General features: G+C 64.9%; 18 protein-coding genes. All 18 read right to left on the reverse strand.

The features are described 5' to 3' along the window. Window positions 1-189 precede the first annotated feature (189 nt). The 18 genes from RBB39_RS08515 to RBB39_RS08595 all read right to left on the reverse strand — a co-directional run bounded on the left by RBB39_RS08515 (window position 190) and on the right by RBB39_RS08595 (window position 17,470). Window positions 190-1,632 carry a phospholipase D-like domain-containing protein gene (locus RBB39_RS08515; protein ID WP_253028697.1) on the reverse strand — a complete coding sequence of 481 codons (1,443 nt, stop codon included), beginning with the start codon at window positions 1,630-1,632 and terminating at the stop codon, window positions 190-192. Window positions 1,633-1,801: 169 nt separating this feature from the next. Further along, window positions 1,802-2,416, reverse strand: a complete 615-nt coding sequence (locus RBB39_RS08520; RefSeq protein WP_108133082.1) for a HupE/UreJ family protein — start codon at window positions 2,414-2,416, stop codon at window positions 1,802-1,804. Between the two features lie 56 nt (window positions 2,417-2,472). Further along, on the reverse strand, window positions 2,473-3,123 hold the full coding sequence (ureG, locus tag RBB39_RS08525) for an urease accessory protein UreG (protein WP_045992492.1): 651 nt from the start codon (window positions 3,121-3,123) through the stop codon (window positions 2,473-2,475). Window positions 3,124-3,224: 101 nt separating this feature from the next. Next, on the reverse strand, window positions 3,225-3,920 hold the full coding sequence (locus RBB39_RS08530; protein WP_108448796.1) for an urease accessory protein UreF: 696 nt from the start codon (window positions 3,918-3,920) through the stop codon (window positions 3,225-3,227). Next, window positions 3,920-4,567 carry an urease accessory protein UreE gene (gene ureE / locus RBB39_RS08535; RefSeq protein ID WP_108448797.1) on the reverse strand — a complete coding sequence of 216 codons (648 nt, stop codon included), beginning with the start codon at window positions 4,565-4,567 and terminating at the stop codon, window positions 3,920-3,922. Before ureE ends, RBB39_RS08530 begins: the two co-directional genes overlap by 1 nt. A 55-nt stretch (window positions 4,568-4,622) precedes the next feature. Continuing rightward, window positions 4,623-6,326: an urease subunit alpha gene (gene ureC, locus RBB39_RS08540; RefSeq protein WP_045992494.1), complete on the reverse strand. Its 1,704-nt coding sequence runs from the start codon at window positions 6,324-6,326 to the stop codon at window positions 4,623-4,625. Continuing rightward, entirely contained in the window at window positions 6,323-6,676 is a 354-nt protein-coding gene (locus RBB39_RS08545; protein WP_045992495.1) for an urease subunit beta, read from the reverse strand. The genes ureC and RBB39_RS08545 overlap by 4 nt, the downstream gene beginning before the upstream one ends. A gap of 74 nt (window positions 6,677-6,750) precedes the next feature. After that, window positions 6,751-7,053, reverse strand: a complete 303-nt coding sequence (gene ureA / locus RBB39_RS08550) for an urease subunit gamma (protein WP_045992496.1) — start codon at window positions 7,051-7,053, stop codon at window positions 6,751-6,753. 61 nt (window positions 7,054-7,114) lie between these two features. After that, the gene (locus tag RBB39_RS08555; RefSeq protein WP_253029516.1) at window positions 7,115-8,038 is read right to left on the reverse strand and encodes an urease accessory protein UreD; all 924 of its coding nucleotides are present in this window, start codon (window positions 8,036-8,038) and stop codon (window positions 7,115-7,117) included. A gap of 256 nt (window positions 8,039-8,294) precedes the next feature. Continuing rightward, on the reverse strand, window positions 8,295-8,993 hold the full coding sequence (urtE, locus tag RBB39_RS08560) for an urea ABC transporter ATP-binding subunit UrtE (protein WP_253029515.1): 699 nt from the start codon (window positions 8,991-8,993) through the stop codon (window positions 8,295-8,297). A 139-nt stretch (window positions 8,994-9,132) separates the two neighbouring features. Further along, window positions 9,133-9,966, reverse strand: a complete 834-nt coding sequence (urtD, locus tag RBB39_RS08565; protein WP_045992499.1) for an urea ABC transporter ATP-binding protein UrtD — start codon at window positions 9,964-9,966, stop codon at window positions 9,133-9,135. Further along, on the reverse strand, window positions 9,963-11,138 hold the full coding sequence (gene urtC / locus RBB39_RS08570) for an urea ABC transporter permease subunit UrtC (RefSeq protein WP_045992500.1): 1,176 nt from the start codon (window positions 11,136-11,138) through the stop codon (window positions 9,963-9,965). Before urtC ends, urtD begins: the two co-directional genes overlap by 4 nt. Window positions 11,139-11,141: 3 nt before the next feature. Then, on the reverse strand, window positions 11,142-12,776 hold the full coding sequence (gene urtB, locus RBB39_RS08575; protein WP_045992501.1) for an urea ABC transporter permease subunit UrtB: 1,635 nt from the start codon (window positions 12,774-12,776) through the stop codon (window positions 11,142-11,144). 101 nt (window positions 12,777-12,877) lie between these two features. Then, window positions 12,878-14,233: an urea ABC transporter substrate-binding protein gene (gene urtA / locus RBB39_RS08580; RefSeq protein ID WP_124804896.1), complete on the reverse strand. Its 1,356-nt coding sequence runs from the start codon at window positions 14,231-14,233 to the stop codon at window positions 12,878-12,880. A 503-nt stretch (window positions 14,234-14,736) separates the two neighbouring features. Continuing rightward, window positions 14,737-15,054 carry a type II toxin-antitoxin system RelE/ParE family toxin gene (locus RBB39_RS22755; RefSeq protein ID WP_108133073.1) on the reverse strand — a complete coding sequence of 106 codons (318 nt, stop codon included), beginning with the start codon at window positions 15,052-15,054 and terminating at the stop codon, window positions 14,737-14,739. Between the two features lie 5 nt (window positions 15,055-15,059). Beyond that, entirely contained in the window at window positions 15,060-15,329 is a 270-nt protein-coding gene (locus RBB39_RS08585) for a type II toxin-antitoxin system ParD family antitoxin (protein ID WP_124804871.1), read from the reverse strand. Window positions 15,330-15,698: 369 nt separating this feature from the next. Continuing rightward, the gene (locus RBB39_RS08590) at window positions 15,699-16,784 is read right to left on the reverse strand and encodes an isocitrate/isopropylmalate dehydrogenase family protein (protein ID WP_253029533.1); all 1,086 of its coding nucleotides are present in this window, start codon (window positions 16,782-16,784) and stop codon (window positions 15,699-15,701) included. Between the two features lie 116 nt (window positions 16,785-16,900). Beyond that, window positions 16,901-17,470, reverse strand: coding sequence for an N-acetyltransferase (locus RBB39_RS08595; protein WP_306169020.1), 570 nt, complete (start codon window positions 17,468-17,470; stop codon window positions 16,901-16,903). Window positions 17,471-17,507 lie beyond the last annotated feature (37 nt).

Raw genomic sequence — 17,507 nt, forward strand, 5'->3', positions numbered from 1 at the left:
CGAAGACTCTCCTTGTGCCCGACACGGGCGTTGCGATGTCGCCAGGCCGAGCTCGAAATTGTGTCAAAGCGAGCGTCGGCCAGCGTGTGAAACATGGTCGCGGGGTGGCGGACTGTCAAGCTGGCCGGTCGAGGCACATCGTGGTCCCGCGTCGGTATCTCCACCGTCCTGCGCAGCCCACCAGCGAGGTCAGAAGGTGGACAGGCCGCTGGCCTCCATCAATCGATAGCGCCAGCCATCGAACCAGCCAGCCTCGTCCCGCGGCGCCCAGGCTCGGCTGGTTCGACGTCCGTCGCTCGAGTCCCAGCGCTGGTCGAACCAGGCGCCGATTTCGTCGATGGCGGCGACCCCTCGCCCTTTTAGCAAGACGCTGCTTTCAAGATTGAAGTCGTCGAGATTGCGTCGGGTCAGGTTGGCCGAGCCCAGAATCACGGCGTCCGCCAGCTCGTCCTTCGCCGAGCCCCTTCTCACCAACACCACCTTGCTGTGGCACTGCTCACCGTCGGTGACACACCAGCGCACCTGAACGCCCGCGTCCAGCAGCTCTTCGGCCACCGGCTGGTTGGGCAGGCCTCCCTTTTCAAAACCGAAGGCCTCACGATTGGGGTCGAGCAGCGCCCGAACCGCCACCCCTCGCCCGCTGGCCTCCTTCAGCGCCTGGACCACCCCGCGGTGGGCGACGTAGAAAGCGGCGACATCCAGTCGATCGCCGGCGACGGTGTCATCGACCTGAGCAAGCACGGCGTCACGGATGGCGGCTTCGGTCAGCAGTTGCGCCATCGCGCCATCCGATGTCTCGGCCTCGGGCGCTGGCGGCTGCGATACCTCGACGCCGGACCAGGACGCCACCTCGGCCTCGGAGGCGATGACGTCATGGGCCACGGGGCCGTCGATCCTCAGCGCCACGTTGGAGTGCAGGCTACTGCCGTCGTGGGGATTGGCCGAGGTGATCAGTGTCGACCACCCTTCGGCGTGATCCACCGTCAGCGTCTTGCGATGATTGGCGCGAAAATTGAGCAGCGCCAGGTAGCTTCTCAGGGTCACCGGCTCGCCACCGAAGGCATTGGGCAGCCAGCCGCCGTCCGGATCGTTGCCAAGCCGATCCAGTCCCAGATGCCAAAGGCCTGACCACAGCGGGTTGGAGGCGCGCAGGCGATCGAGACGGGTGATGGCAAGCTCGACCCCCGCCGCCTCGAGCCGCTGATAGAGTGGCACCCGCTGGCCTCCATAGAGAGTATTCAGGGGGTCGGTGATCACCACCACTCGCGGCGACGGCTGGCGTTGGCGGGCGGCGATCAGCGCATCGGCAAGGCGTTCGGCCAAGGGCAGAAACTCGCCCCCGCCGCTGCCTTCGAGGCGATTGAACAGGAACATGTCGACGACGATCAGCCGGCGGGCACCCTCGATCATGGTGACCGCTTCGTCAAAGATGTGCTGATCAAGATGACGGCGGCCACCCTCGTCATACCAGGTTCGATCGGCGAGAAATTCGACCTCGCCCACTGGCCGCTCGGGCCAGGCCTTGCCGACGTTTTCCGGAAGTGGCTTGATACTCTGCCACAGCCCCATCCCCGCCCAGGCGACCAGCAGTACTGCCCCGCTCCATTTGATCGTGCGTCCCAGCCTGGCCATAGCGTCCTCTTGGCGAATTCATCCGTGGCGCACGAGCATAGCCCAAAACGTTTCACCCAAACACGTACCCGTCTCCGCCGTCGCAGGCAGGGCGATGCAGCAGCCTCAAACGCTCGCGCCCGGCACAGGGCCGGGCGCGAGAGACCATCGACGGTCAGGGGGAGATCGCTCAGCTCAGCGCCAGCACCCCACCGCAGACCGCGATGGCGGCGCCGAGGGCACGCACCAGGCGCTGTTCGCGGCTGGCCAGCCAGCCACCCAGCACCCGCGCCAGCATGGTGATGGCAAGCGTCGAGGCCGAAAAGCCCACCACGTAGGCGACGAGTGAGGCGGCTGCGGGCATCTCGGCGCCGTGGGCGATGCCATGCATCGTCATCAGGGCGATCACCAGGCCTCCGCCAAGCGCTGCCGGCAGACGCATCAGCGCCGCCACCATGACCCCGGCGATCAGCACCGACAGGGCAATTCCCCCTTCCACACCGGGCAAGGCGCCGGCGGGAAGCGCGCCGGACAGCGCCAGACCAGCCCCGGCCAGCATGCCAGCCAGTGCCATCAGCGGGGTAAAGCGTCGCATGGCTGCCCCCTGCCCCAGACTCCACAGGCCAATAGCCGCCATCGCCAGCAGGTGATCGAGCCCCAACCAGGGATGCATCAGGCCGGCGGCAAGGCCGCCATGCTCGACGCCGTGGCCGGGGTGCGCCAGCGCCAGCGGTGCGACAAGGCCAGCGGCCATGGCGCCGGCGATCGCCAGGGAACGGGAAGAAACACGAGAACGCTGTGTCATGACAGACTCCTTGTTGACTGAGAACGCAACGCTTCGGCTGCGTGGTAACGGGCGATTCAGGCTTCCACTGCCTCGGCTCGCCGGTCGGGCAACATGCCCCGCTCGAGAATGAAACCGATGATGGTGTCGAGACCGACGCCGTCATACAGATTGGTGAAGACGAAAGGACGTTCGCCACGCATCTTGCGCGAGTCACGGTCCATCACCTCCAGCGAAGCATGCACCTGCTCGGCAATGTCGATCTTGTTGATGATCAACAGATCCGACTTGGTGATGCCCGGCCCGCCCTTGCGCGGGATCTTGTCACCCGCGGAGACGTCGATGACGTAGAGCGTCAGGTCCGACAGCTCAGGACTGAAGGTGGCCGACAGGTTGTCGCCGCCGGACTCCACCAGCACCAGTTCGAGCCCAGGATGGCGGCGGTGCAGCTCGTCGATGGCCGCCAGGTTCATCGAGGCGTCCTCGCGGATCGCGGTGTGCGGACAGCCGCCGGTTTCGACGCCGAGGATGCGATCCGGCGACAGCGCCTCGTTGCGGGTCAGGAAGTCGGCGTCTTCCTTGGTGTAGATGTCGTTGGTCACCACGGCGATATCGTAGTGATCACGCAGGGCCCGACACAGCTGCTTGAGCAGCGCCGTCTTGCCCGAGCCCACCGGGCCGCCCACGCCGACGCGCAGGCACTGGGAGGGAGTGGTTGAAGTGGTCATGGTGTTCTCCTGCCTGTCATGTAAGGCCATTCCCCGACGTGTCGAAGACCGGAGAATGGCGCCGTCGATACCCCGGTATCGATGGCATCGTTGTCACTCGCTCAGCTGCGAAACAGCCGCGAGTACTGGGTTTCGTGCAGGCCGCTGGCCAGGGCGAGCCCCGGCAGCGCCGGCCCCATGTCGTCATCGTCGATGATCAGGGCACGCCCCACCGCCTCGACCAGAGCCGGACGCAGCCGCTCGACCAGTCGCTGGGCCGCGGTATGCCCGAGCGGCAGCGCCTTGCAGGCTGCCGCCAGCTGGTTCTCGAGCCAGGCCCAGGCAAAGCCCAGCATGGCCTGGCGCGGCGGCAACCCGCGGGCTACCGCCAGGGCGCTGAAGGCGGTCACATAGCCAGGCTCGTCAGGCAACCCGGCTTCGGGCGCCAGCCCCAGGCTGCGCATCAGGCGCACCAGCGACGCGCCCAGCTGGCGATCCTCCTCGCGCAGCTCTCGGGTCTCGCGTACCGCCCCCAGCCAGCAGTCCCAATGCGCCACCCTATCCTCGTCGCCCTGCTGCCAGGCCTCGACGAGTCGCGCCAGGGCAGGCAGTTCCGCCACCGCCAGGCCATCCTCCAGCACGCCCTCGAGCCAGTCGCCAAGACTCTTTTCATCGTGAACCCAGCCCAGTTCGAAGGCGCTCTCGAGCCCCTGGGACCAGGCGAAGGCGCCGATCGGCAACGCCGGGCTGACCAGCTGCAGCAGCCCCAGCAGGGCCAGATCATCGTGCGCCTGTGACGCAGACTCGATCCCGGCCATCAGGTGATCCCCTGAGCGTGGCTGTGTGAGGAGCCATGTGAGGAGCCATGTGAAGAGCCATGTGGCGAGCCGTGTGAATGGCCATGCCCGTGCGAATGCCCGTGCCCATGGTCATGGTCATGGTCATGAGAATCGCTGTGCGAATGACCATGCGAATGCCCACCCATGGTGTAGGCGCCCGGCTCGGGATCAAACGGCGCCTGGTGGTGCTCGAGCCGCGCACCAAGCCGCTCGGCCAGCTCTTCCAGCACATGGTCCGGCGCAAAGCGCACGTAGCAGCAGGCGTCACCCTGGTACTCGCCCTCGCCGATACCGAGGGTCACGTGGCGGTTGCCCAGGTGGTAGCACAACCGAGCCAACGCAAGGCCGGCGTCCGGCCCCGGCGCTACCCAGGCGGTCACCACCGGTTCCGGCGCAGCGATGACCCGGACGCGGCTGCCGTCCTCGGCCTGAAGACCGTCGCCGTGGCGCAGCACCGGACCGCGTTCGAGAAACAGACCCGCCGCACGCCCGCTGTCCAGGGTCACCCGCAGGCGCCCCTTGATGCGATCGTCGTAGCTCAGGGTCAGGGTGTCCTGGACGCCGTCTTGCCCATCGCCGACGGGCAACGGCCCGAGCCGGCGGGTCAGCGACAATAGCGAACTCATGGATGACTCCTTGGTACTGTCAGCGGCACTGTCGAAAACCGTCATCATCGCTGACTCAAAAAAGGTGATAGCGCTGGGCCAACGGCAGCACGTCCAGCGGTTCACAGGTCAGAAGCTCGCCATCGCAGGTGACCTCGTAGGTCTGGGCGTCGACCTTGAGATCCGGGCAACGGTCATTGAGCTTCATGTCGCCCTTGCGCACCGCACGCACATCCCGGCAAGCCACCAGGCGGCTTTGAAGCCCCAGCCGATCCTTGAGCCCCGCATCCAGCGCGGCCTGAGAGACAAAGCTCACCCGGGTCGCCGCGGCGGCCTGGCCCAGCGCCCCGAACATCGGACGGTAGTGCACCGGCTGGGGTGTCGGGATAGAGGCATTGGGGTCGCCCATGGGGGCCATGGCGATCATTCCCCCCTTGAGCACCAGCGCCGGCTTGACGCCGAAGAAGGCCGGATCCCACAGCACCAGATCGGCAAGCTTGCCCACCTCGACTGAACCGATCTCATCGGCCAGGCCGTGGGTGATGGCGGGGTTGATGGTGTACTTGGCCACATAGCGGCGGGCACGCAGGTTGTCGGCGCCACGTTCTTGATCTTCCGGCAGTAAACCACGCTGCACCTTCATCTTGTGAGCGGTCTGCCAGGTCCTGCACACCACCTCACCGACGCGTCCCATGGCCTGGGAATCCGAGGCGATCATCGAGATGACGCCGAGGTCATGCAGGATGTCCTCGGCGGCGATGGTCTCGCGGCGAATGCGCGAATCGGCGAAAGCCACGTCCTCGGGAATATTGGGGTCGAGGTGATGACACACCATCAGCATGTCCAGGTGCTCGTCGACGGTGTTCACCGTGTAGGGCCGGGTCGGGTTGGTCGACGACGGCAGCACATAGTCCTTCGAGCAGGCGGTGATGATGTCCGGTGCGTGGCCGCCCCCGGCGCCTTCGGTATGGTAGGTATGGATGCCACGCTGCTTGAACGCCGCCAGGGTGTCCTCGACGAAACCGGACTCGTTGAGGGTGTCGGTGTGGATCGCGATCTGAACGTCGTAGCGCTCGGCCACGCTCAGGCAGGTATCGATGGAGGCCGGGGTGGTACCCCAGTCCTCGTGCAGCTTGAGCCCCATGGCGCCCGCTTCGATCTGGGCCTCCAGCGCCTCAGGCAGGCTGGCGTTGCCCTTGCCGAGCAGACCGATGTTCATCGGCAGGCTGTCGCAGGCCTTGAGCATCTGATGGATGTGCCAGGCCCCCGGCGTGCAGGTGGTGGCGTTCGATCCGGTGGCAGGCCCGGTACCGCCCCCCAGCATGGTGGTGATGCCGCTGGCCAGGGCCTCGTCCACCAGCTGCGGACAGATGAAGTGCACGTGGGCGTCGATGGCGCCGGCGGTGAGGATCTTGCCCTCGCCGGCGATGACCTCGGTGCCGGGTCCGATCACGATGGTGACGTCCGGCTGGGTGTCTGGATTGCCGGCCTTGCCGATGGCGGCGATGCGACCCGCCTGAAGGCCCACGTCGGCCTTGACGATGCCCCACCAGTCAAGGATCAGGGCATTGGTGATGACGGTGTCCATCACCGTCTGGTCGAGACGCTGGCTCTGCCCCATACCGTCACGAATGACCTTGCCACCACCAAACTTGACCTCGTCGCCGTAGTGGGTGGCGTCCTTCTCTACCTCGATCCACAGCTCGGTGTCTCCCAGGCGCACCCGGTCTCCGACGGTGGGGCCATAGATGTCGGCATAAGCCTGACGACTGATCTTCATCGGGCGTCCTCCTGGCCGCTGTCGCCGCTGGGTGCACCGGCATCGTCCAGCGCGCCCATGACTTCACCGCGAAAGCCGTAGATATGACGACGTCCGGCGAAGCTCACCAGGGTGACCTCACGGCTCTGCCCCGGCTCGAAGCGCACCGCGCTGCCGGCGGCCACGTCCAGACGAAAGCCCCGCGCCCTGTCGCGATCGAACGCCAGTGCCGGGTTGGTCTCGGCGAAGTGATAGTGGGATCCGACCTGAATCGGTCGATCTCCGCGATTGGCCACCTCCAGCGTGACCCTGTCGCGACCCTCGCACAGGGCGATGTCACCGTCCTTCAGTTGGTATTCTCCGGGGATCATCCCGCGCCCTCCCTATTGGTATCAGCGTATGAGCCTGTCGCGTCGCCCCCGGATCAAGCCGGGGCCTGGCAGCGTCACGAGATCGGGTTGTGCACCGTTACCAGCTTGGTGCCGTCGGGAAAGGTGGCCTCGACCTGCACCTCGTCGACCATTTCCGCCACCCCTTCCATCACCTCGTCACGCCCCAGTATCTGGCGCCCTCGGCTCATCATCTCGGCCACACTCAGGCCTTCCCGGGCACCCTCCATGATCTCGCAGCTGATCAAGGCCACCGCCTCGGGATAGTTCAGCTTGAGCCCCTTGGCGCGTCGCCGCTCGGCCACCAGGCCAGCGGTAAACAGCAAGAGCTTGTCCTTGTCACGCGGTGTCAGCTCCATCCTTTCATCCTCGATGTTGGTCAGGGTGGCCAGGGGTCGCCTGTCCCGCCCGGCATGACATTCAGGTAAACCAGATGCGTGGCACACAGGCCTCGCGATCCATCAGCATCGGACGCAGCAACGTCCAGGCCGCCTCGCACAGCGACCAGGCCTCGCGCCGCGAGTGACCGAGGTAGCGCAGCAGCAGGACGCCATCACGTACGGTGACGGCCCAGCGCTCGGCTTCACCAGCGCCGGGACTGCCGGCAAGGTCATTCCCTCCCTGCCCCAACCCTTGGCGCAGACGTTCGATCGCCGCGGACTCGTCTTCGAGCCCGACCGCCCACAGGGTTGCCTGGACGCTGCACCCTCGCTGCCCCCAGGCGCCGTGAAAACGACGATGGTCAGGGTCGAGGGGCTGGCGCTCGATCCACAGTGGTCGTCCGTCCCGGGATAACCGGAAGCGCTGTTCGAGGTGGCCGCTGGCAAACGGCAGATCACTGGCCGGCCGGCCCAGCGCCAGCACCTCCCAGCCCAGGCAGCGGGCGCTGCCGGAAAGCTCGATCTCGGTGGCCTGCACCCCTCGCGAGCCGTCGAAGGCGATGGTTTCCTGGGGCAACCACTCGATCAGCCCGCCCTCCTCGACCACCAGATGAGTGCGCTGGGACCAGGCCACGGCGTTGCGGTCGGCCCGATACAGCTTGTTGGCCGCCGGTGTGGTCAGCAGCGCCCGCGCGCCCGCGCCCACCCGCGCCTGGATATCCAGGATATCGCCGCTGACCAGCCCCCCCGGGGGATGCAGCAGATAGACGTGGCAGGTGCCGTCGCGGCCTTCGGGGTAGAAGGGACGCTGCACCCGCAGGGGGCCGCGATGATCCACCCGATAGAGGCGAGTGGCCTGGCCATCATGGCGAAAGCCGAGATCGAGGCTGGCCTCCCAGCGCCGTCCCGCGTCGAAGCGATGGCCGTGCCGATCGGTCGAATCCTGTGTTGTCTGCGCGCTCATGGCTCTCCCGGGCGGTCCGTCGAGTCGGCGTGGCAAGCGAAAGTAAAAAAGGCCACCACCATTGCCCAATCAAGGTGCAAGCCCCGTACCAGCTTCTCGAATCTCTATTTTTCTACTTAATTTTCAATTTCTTATAGAACAACCAAGGATTGCACCAGAGAAAAGCACGCCTTTGGTCGCGCACAAAAAAAGTGCGCAACCTTACGATTGCGCACCATTGATGTGCAGCGATTCATCCTGATTGACGCGCTACCGCTCAGACGGTCAGGTAGTGCTTCACCACGGCGTCGTCGAGCTCACCGATATCACCGACGGCGACTCTCCGCCCGCGATCGAGGATGGCGAAGTGGTCGGCGAAGCGACGGGCAAAGGGCAGTTTCTGCTCCACCAGCAGCACGGTCAGCCCATCATCGGCGATCAACCGACGGATGACTTCGCCGATCTGGGCGACGATATTGGGCTGGATGCCCTCCCCCGGCTCGTCGAGGATCAACAGCTTCGGCTCGATCACCAGGGCGCGCCCGATCGCCAGCTGCTGCTGCTGACCGCCGGACAGATCGCCGCCACGCCGGTGACGCATCTCCTTGAGTACCGGGAACAGCTCATAGATCCGTTCGGGCACCTGGCGCAGGCCATCACCACGGGCGGCAAGGCCAGTGCGCAGGTTCTCCTCCACCGTCATCAGCGGAAAGATCTGGCGTCCCTGGGGCACATAGCCCACGCCCAGGCGTGAGCGATCCTCGAGGCGACGCTTCTCCAGCGCGACACCGTCGGCGTAGTGAAGCTCACCGCCGGTGATCGGCACCTCGCCCATGATCGCCTTCATCAGGGTGGTCTTGCCGACGCCATTACGACCCAGCACACAGGTACAGGCCGCCCTGGGCACGTCGAGATCGAGATCCCACAGGGTATGGCTCTCGCCATAGAACTGATTGAGCCCGCGAATGCTCAGCATCGATCCACCTCCTTGCCTGTCTCTCGCGCCCACCGGCCGCAGACCTTCGCCCACAGCGTGGCCAGCCTGCCGCGGGATGCGCCGTCCGCCCAGTACAGCGCTCTTACCGAAGACTGCTGAGGTACCCGCTCCAGTCCGATCATGCCGCCTCCTCGTCGCCACCCAGGTAGACCTCGATCACCCTGGGGTCGCTTGCCACCTTGTCCATACTGCCCTCGGCCAGTACCGAACCCTGATGCAGCACCGTCACCGTGCGGGCGATCGAACGCACAAAGCCCATGTCGTGCTCCACCACCACCACCGAGTGCTTGCCGGCGAGGCTCAACAACAGCTCTGCGGTACGCTCCATCTCCTGCTCGGTCATCCCCGCCACCGGCTCGTCGACCAGCAACAGTCGAGGGCGCTGCATCAACAGCATGCCGATCTCGAGCCACTGCTTCTGTCCGTGGGACAGGATGCCCGCCTGGCGGCGACTGAGCGACGCCAGGCCCACCGTCTCGAGCACCTCCTCGATTCGCGCCAGCACCTCCCCGGTCATGCGCGCCTTGAGGGTCGGCCACAGACTCTTGTCCATGGCCATCGCCAGCTCGAGGTTCTCGAACACCGTCAGCGCCTCGAACACCGTGGGCTTCTGGAACTTGCGTCCGATGCCGAGCCGGGCGATCTCCGGCTCGTTCTTGGTCAACAGGTTGTGGCGGCTGCCGAACCACACGCTGCCCTGATCCGGGCGCGTCTTGCCGGTGATGATGTCCATCATGGTGGTCTTGCCGGCCCCGTTGGGGCCGATGATGCAGCGCAGTTCGCCGTCGTCGATGGTCAGGTTGAGATCATTGATGGCCTTGAAGCCGTCGAAGCTCACCGACACGTCCTCGAGATAGAGGATCGGGCCGTGGCGTACGTCGACCGGCGATTGTTCCGGGACCAGGAAGTCGAAGACCCGATCGCGATCGGCCAGGCTCTGAAGAAAGCTCATGAGGTGGCCTCCCTGGGGGTTGCATCCAGCGTGTCGGTTGGCGTGTCGGTTTGCGTGTCACTGTCATCGTCGCTGCCTTGCTGGCGAGAGCGTGACAAAAGCCCGGCGATGCCCTGGGGCAGCAGCACCGTCACCAGCACGAACAGCGCACCGAGCGCGAACAACCAGGCCTCCGGCATCACCCCGGTGAACACGCTCTTGGCGTAGTTCACCGCCAGCGCACCGATCACCGCGCCATAGAGGGTGGCACGGCCACCCAGCGCCACCCACACCACCACCTCGATGGAGAACAGCGGCGAGAACTCGCTGGGGTTGATGATGCCCACCTGGGGCACATAGAGGGCGCCGGCGACCCCGGCCAGCATGGCCGAGACGACGAACACGAAAAGCTGATAGCGCTCCACCCGGTAGCCGAGAAAGCGGGTGCGGGACTCGGCGTCGCGCACCGCCACGCAGACCCGCCCAAGCTTGCTGACCACGATGGCTCGACACAGCAGGAAACCCAGCGCCAGCGCTACGCCGGATGCGATAAACAGCCCCAGTCGTGTGGCGTCGGCGGACAGGTCGAAGCCCAGCAGTTCCTTGAAGTCGGTCAGGCCGTTGTTGCCGCCAAAGCCCATCTCGTTGCGGAAGAACGCCAGCATCAGCGCAAAGGTCAGCGCCTGGGTGATGATCGACAGGTAGACCCCGGTGACCCGCGAACGGAACGCCAGGAAGCCGAACACCAGCGCCAGCAGGCCCGGCGCCAGCAGCACCATCACAAAGGCAAAACCGGCCATGTCGAAGCCAAGCCAGTACCAGGGCAGGCTGTCCCAGTCGAGGAATACCATGAAGTCCGGCAGCAGCGGATCGCCGTAGACACCGCGGTCGCCGATCTGGCGCATCAGGTACATGCCCATCGCGTAGCCGCCGAGGGCGAAGAAAGCGCCATGGCCCAGGCTGAGAATCCCCAGGTAACCCCAGACCAGATCCACCGCCACCGCCAGCAGCGCATAGCACAGGTACTTGCCCAGTAAGGTAACGGTATAAGTGGAGACGTGCAGCGGGTGCTCCGGCGCCAGCAGCAGATTTGCCGCCACCACCAGCGCCATGGTGGCACCGAGCACCGCCAGGAAGATCAGGGTCGACCGCTCGCCGAACGGGCGAGCCAGCCATAGTCGGGATGATGGCATCGCTCAGCCCTCCGCCGCGCGGCCCTTCTGGGGAAAGAGTCCCCTCGGGCGCTTTTGAATGAACAGAATGATGAACACCAGCACCAGGATCTTGGCCAGTACCGCCCCGGCCCAGGGCTCCAGCACCTGATTGATCACCCCCAGCGAGAGCCCCGCCACCAGGGTGCCCCACAGATTGCCGACCCCGCCGAACACCACCACCATGAAGGAATCGATGATGTAGTTCTGGCCGAGGTTGGGACCGACGTTGGTGAGCTGTGACAGCGCCACCCCCGCAAGGCCAGCCACCCCCGACCCCAGCGCGAAGGTCAGGATGTCGACGCGGGTCGCGCGAATGCCCATGGAGCGTGCCATGGCACGATTCTGCGTCACCGCGCGTACCTCCAGCCCCAGCCGGGTGCGGCGCATCACCAGCATCAGGGCGGCAAACACCAGGATGGCGAAGCCCAGCACATAGAGGCGATTGAGGGTCAGCGACAGCGCCTCGTTGATCACCAGCGAGCCGCTCATCCACTCGGGCGTCACCACGGTACGGTTGAGCGGTGAGATCAGGGTGCGCACCAGCTGCTGCAGGATCAGGCTGACGCCGAAGGTCGCCAGCAGGGTTTCCAGCGGACGCCCCTTGAGGAACTGGATGACGCCTCGCTCGATGGCCACACCCACCAGCGCCGCCACCAGAAAGCCCGCCGGAATCGCCAGCAGCAGCGCAAGCCCCGGCTGCCCCGGCAACAGCTGCTGCATCGCCCAGGTGGTGTAGGCCCCCAGCATGATCAGCTCGCCGTGGGCCATGTTGATCACCCCCATGACGCCGAAGGTGATAGCCAGGCCGATCGCCGCCAGTACCAGCACCGAGCCCAGCGACAGACCGAAGTAGAGCGTCTCGGCGGCGCGGTTGAGCTTGAGCGCCTGCTCGCTTTCGGCCAGCGCCGCCTGGGCAGCTTCCGCCAGCGCTACATCGTCGCTGCGGCTGGCCTGCATCAGCGCGGCCCTGGCCTGGCCATTGAGGCTACCGGACAGCGCCTCGACCGCCGCCACGTCCCCCTGTTCGACCCGTGCGATGGCGATGGCCTGCTCCAGGGTCGCGGCCACCTCGGGGTCGCTCTCGGCGGCGGCCAGCTCGCTCAGCGACTCGACGGCGTCGGCCTCGACCTCGCCCAGCAGATCCCGCGCCGCCGCCAGCCGCTGGGCAGGGTCGTCGACACGCAGGTCGATCAGCGCCAGGGTGCTGTCCAGATAGCCCCTGAGACTGTTGTTGATGGAGACGCGGTCGAGCTCGCGGCGCGATATTTCGCCGGCCGGCTCCAGCGTCAGGGCGTCGGCCACGGGCCAGTTGCGACCGCGATTTTCCAGTACCACGACGATAGCGCCGCTGTCCTTGACGCGGGCGAGCTTGCCCTCGGCAAAGCTCTCGAGCCAGCGCCGGGCGCGCTCGTCACCGCTCTCGGCGATGGCGTCGATGGCCGCTTCCTTGTCGCGGAAGCTGGACTCGGCCAGCGCCGACAACAGCGCTGGCCCCTGGTCGGAAGAAGCGGCCTCGGAAGCGCCGGCGTCCTGAGCCCAAGCCTGGCCCAGCCCCAGGGCGACGAGGCAAAGCAGCACCAGCGCGCTCAGCCAGTGACGACCTGCAATTAAATTCATGGTGAGGTCCCTTGAGACACCCGGGTGCCGACGGCACCACGGGCAGGGTTGGCGTGATCCGGGCCGGTGCGCCGTGCACACCGGCCCCTTGTCGTTATGTTCTATTCGCTGGAGGCGACGTCTGAGCCACCACCGCAGCTACCCTGCACCACGTTGTAGTTGCCGCACTCAAGCGGAGCACGCCAGTCGCTGATCAGATCGCGGGAGCCTTCCAGATAGTCGGACCAGGCGTCGCCGGCCACGGTGGACGGGGTCTGCCACACCACCGAGAACTGGCCGTTGTCCTGGATCTCGCCGATCAGCACCGGCTTGGTGATGTGGTGGTTGGGCATCATGGTGGCGTAGCCACCGGTGAGATTGGGCACCGACACACCGATGATCGCTTCCTTGACCGCATCTACATCGGTGGTCTCGGCCTTGCGCACCGCCTCGGCCCACATGTTGAAGCCGATATAGTGGGCTTCCATGGGGTCGTTAGTGACGGCGTTGTCGTCGCCGGTGTAGTCGTACCAGGCGTCGATGAAGTCGTAGTTGACGTCTTCATCCACGCTCATGAAGTAGTTCCAGGCCGCCAGGTGGCCGACCAGCGGCGCGGTGTCGAGACCGGACAGCTCCTGCTCGCCCACCGAGAAGGCCACCACCGGGATGTCCGAGGCCTCGACGCCCTGGTTGGCCAGCTCCCGGTAGAAGGGCACGTTGGCGTCACCATTGATGGTGGAGACCACCGCCGTCTTCTTGCCGGCACCACCGAACTGCTTGATCTCGGAGACGATGTTCTGCCAGTCGGAATGACCGAAGGGGGTGTAGTTGACCATGATGTCCTCGTCGGCCACGCCCTGGGACTTCAGGTAGGCTTCGAGGATCTTGTTGGTCGTGCGCGGATAGACATAGTCGGTACCGGCCAGCACCCAGCGCTCAACACCGACCTCGTTCATGAGGTAGTCCACCGCCGGAATCGCCTGCTGGTTGGGCGCAGCGCCGGTGTAGAAGACGTTCTCGGAGGACTCCTCGCCTTCATACTGCACCGGATAGAACAGCAGGCCATTGAGCTCCTCGACCACCGGCAGTACCGACTTGCGCGATACCGAGGTCCAGTTGCCGAAGATCACGTCGACCTCTTCCTGCGCCAGCAGCTCGCGGGCCTTCTCGGCAAACAGCGGCCAGTTGGAAGCCGGGTCCACCACCACCGGCTCGAGCTCGCGGCCGAGCAGGCCACCCGCTTCGTTCTGCTGCTCGATCAGCATCAGCATGGTGTCTTTCAGGGTCGATTCGCTGATCGCCATGGTGCCGGACAGGGAGTGCAGGATACCGACCTTGATCGGGTCCTCCTGGGCCAGCGCCGGTGCGGCGATGGCCAGCGACAGCGTGGACACGGCCAGGCTGGCCAGCGCCTTGCGGGAAAGCGTCTCTGTCGAAAGCGCTTTGGAACGGTGGGCACAAACCTGCGTAGAAGACATCGAAGCGGTGGGCATGGGAAACCTCCAGGGGTTGCCTTGTCGTTGTGATGGACCATCGTCGAGAGGGAGCCAGGCGGTTCAGGTAAAACCGCTGTATCGCTCAGGCCTGACGTCTTGCGACGTCGACCTCCATCACCACTTCAAGCAAGTCCCATGCCAGCCATATAAAACATTTATCAATTCCGACATTACGTCGGCCTAGACGGGGGCTTACCCACCCCGCCTTGCGCCACAAGAGAGCATCTCGCGCCACCGGGGCGCACCGTTGCACCACATGTGGTGCACTTCGCTCCCCCGCCCCCTGCTTCTGCACCATCACAGCGCCAACCAGCGGTGCACCCCGCCACGGCCGGCACCAGAAAGGGGCGCCCTATATCGAGACGCTTCACTTGCAGGGCTCAGCATGACGGCAGCGGCGAGTACAAGTGTTCCGAGCGCAGCCACCTTTCAGCGACACACGGGGGTGTCTGCTCGGAAGGCAAATGGGAGTCGATATGAAAACATCACCGAGACAAGGCACGTAGCCATGCGTCCACATTCATCCGTTCGTGGAAGACTTCGACAAGTTCGAGTGTCTCGTCCGTCTCGCGCAAGATCAGATAGTGTCGACCTTCACGGAAGTAGCGAAGGTGAGATTCATGGCCAACAGTGCTCGATAGTGTCGAGCATGGCCTGGGATGGGGCGGATGTCCCGCCGCCAGGGATTCAAGGCGGTGAACAAGTTGTGCCGTATACCGCTCGGCTCTCGCCTCGCCGAATTCCGATAGGGTCCAACGAAGAATATCTTTCAGGCTTGCAAGTGCCGCCGGCGCATAAATCAATCACGTCAAGAAGCATCGCCAGTTCGAGCAGCCTCGAGAACACTACCCAGAACTTTTCGTGGATCACCGGTTACACCTTCTCCACGATCAAGCTGCTCAAGCGCGACACCTATTCGAGAGCCGATGAGCGCAATCTCACGACGTTCCTTGACTGCACGCAACCCCGCTCGTAGCACTTCGCTGGCATTGGCGTAATCCCCAGAGGCCACAAGTTCGTCGATAAAACCATCTAGTTCAGGCGTGAGCGCCACGTTTCGAGCATGATTGGCCGGCATACGCCCTCCTATTGACCAGAATACATCTGGTGCAAGATTGGCCAGGGGTGGCCAGATTAGCCACCCCAGCAACCCGACCAGGACCGTCTGCGCGACCGACGTCTCTCGCAACACTTGGCGCGCACTACCTTGAAGACATCGAACCTGAACCGGACTGGGTGTCCCGCCATGAGCCCCCTTGGGACCCGACACGGGGCCAAGCACCAGACCGTTTCAACGACAAGGCTTAGGGCTTGTCTGAAAAGTGCCTGCGCTCGGTAATACGGCGTTAAAAATCGGATCAAAATGCTCATTTACACCCCGTAAACTGCGCTTTCTCACCGATTTTTGCCTTGTCTAACCTTCGCTCGTCGACTTTTCGGACAGCGCCTAGCCCTCGAGCTGTCGCAGCACCTGTTCGGAAAAGGCGCTGCAGCCGGTATCGCCGCCGAATTCCCGGGGCCGATACCGGCCATCGGACAGTACGCCGTCCACCGCTTGACGCAACCGACCGGCGGCGTCAGACAGACGATCGTCGGCGTGCTCCACCGCCAGCCATTCGAGCATCATGGCCCCGGACAACAGGGTGGCGATGGGGTTGGCGGCGTCCTGCCCGGCGATATCCGGGGCGCTGCCGTGGGCCCCCTGGAACAGACCGTGGCGATCGCCCAGTTCGGCAGACGGCGACACCCCCATCCCGCCGACGGTGGCCGCCCCTAGGTCCGAGATGATGTCACCGAACAGATTCTCGGCAACGATCACGTCATAGAAGTCCGGGCGCTTGACCAGGTGTACCGTCATGGCGTCAACGTAGGCGTAGTCGAGTTCGACGTCGTTGAACTCAGCGCCTACCTCGTCGCATACCCGACGGAAGAAGGCGTAGCTTCTGAGGATGTTGGCCTTGTCACAGACGGTAAGCCGCCGCTTGCCGTCCTTCGGTGCGCCCTGACGTCGCCGTGACAGCTCCAGGGCGAAGCGCGCGACTCGCTCGGTGCCCTTGCGGGTGATCACCAGGCTGTCGCTTGCCATCTCGTCTCGCAGCACCACCCCTGCGCCGCGACTGGCGTAGAGGCCTTCGGTGTTCTCGCGCACGATGACATAGTCGATGGTACCGGGCTGATGGTGTCTCAACGGCGACTCGACCCCGGGCAGCAGGCGGATCGGACGCACGTTGGCGTAAAGGTCCAGTCCGAAGCGCAGCTTGAGGTGCAGGTCGTTGCCCACCTCGGTCCCGTCGTCGTAGGTCACCCCCGGCAGCCCGGCGGCGCCATGCAGGATGGCGTGACTGGCCCGACAGGCGTCCAGCGTCGACTGGGGCAGCACCTCGCCGGTCTTGTCATAGTGCCCCGCCCCACCGTCGAGCCAGTCGAAACGTAGCACGTCGCTGCCCAGCAGCGCTTGCAGTACCTGCACCGTGGCGCCCGCGACCTCCGGGCCGATACCGTCACCAGCGATGGTGGCAATTCGATAACTCACAGAGATTCCCTCGTCTTGTTGTTGTCCATTGATGGTGGCCTCGCAGTATCGTGGTGCAGCGATGTTCTATCCATGGGACCTTATGGTCGATGGCGATGGCGATGGCGATGGCTACGTCAGAGATCACGCCGCATGATCAGATCCCTGTCCACCACATCGCCCATCTGAAAACTGTGGGTGCCTACCTCGACAAAGCCCCGGGAGCGATAGAAGGCGATGGCGGGATGATTGTTTTCCCACACGCCCAGCCAGACGAAGGCCCTGGCCTGTTCTCGCGCCTCGGTGATGGCCTTGTCGTACAGCATCTTGCCAAGCCCTCGGCCCTGGGACTCGGCCAGCAGATAGATGCGCTCGATCTCGAGACCATTGTGCTCGCTCAAATCGGTCTGGGCCTCCCCCCAGTTGAGCTTGAGATAGCCGACCGCTACGGGCCCCTTGGCAACGCCCTCGCGCTCCTTTCCCGCTTCACCCGTCTCGCTGCGGCCGGCCTCTTCCAGCAGCCAGAATCGCGACTGTGGGCAGGCCAGCTCGCGCTGAACCCGCCCAAGGTCAAAGGCATCACTCAGATAGCGCTCCATGGTCGCTTTCGAGTAGAAGTCGGCAAAGGTCTGGTAAAAGCTCCTGCGCCCCAGGGCGGCCAGCGTTTCGGCGTCCTCGAGCGTTGCCTGTCTCAGGCAGTCATTCATCTCGCGTCCTTGCTCCATCGTTGTTGCCCCATCGTTG

Source organism: Halomonas sp. MMSF_3323 (assembly GCF_030733595.1).
Lineage (GTDB): Bacteria > Pseudomonadota > Gammaproteobacteria > Pseudomonadales > Halomonadaceae > Halomonas > Halomonas litopenaei.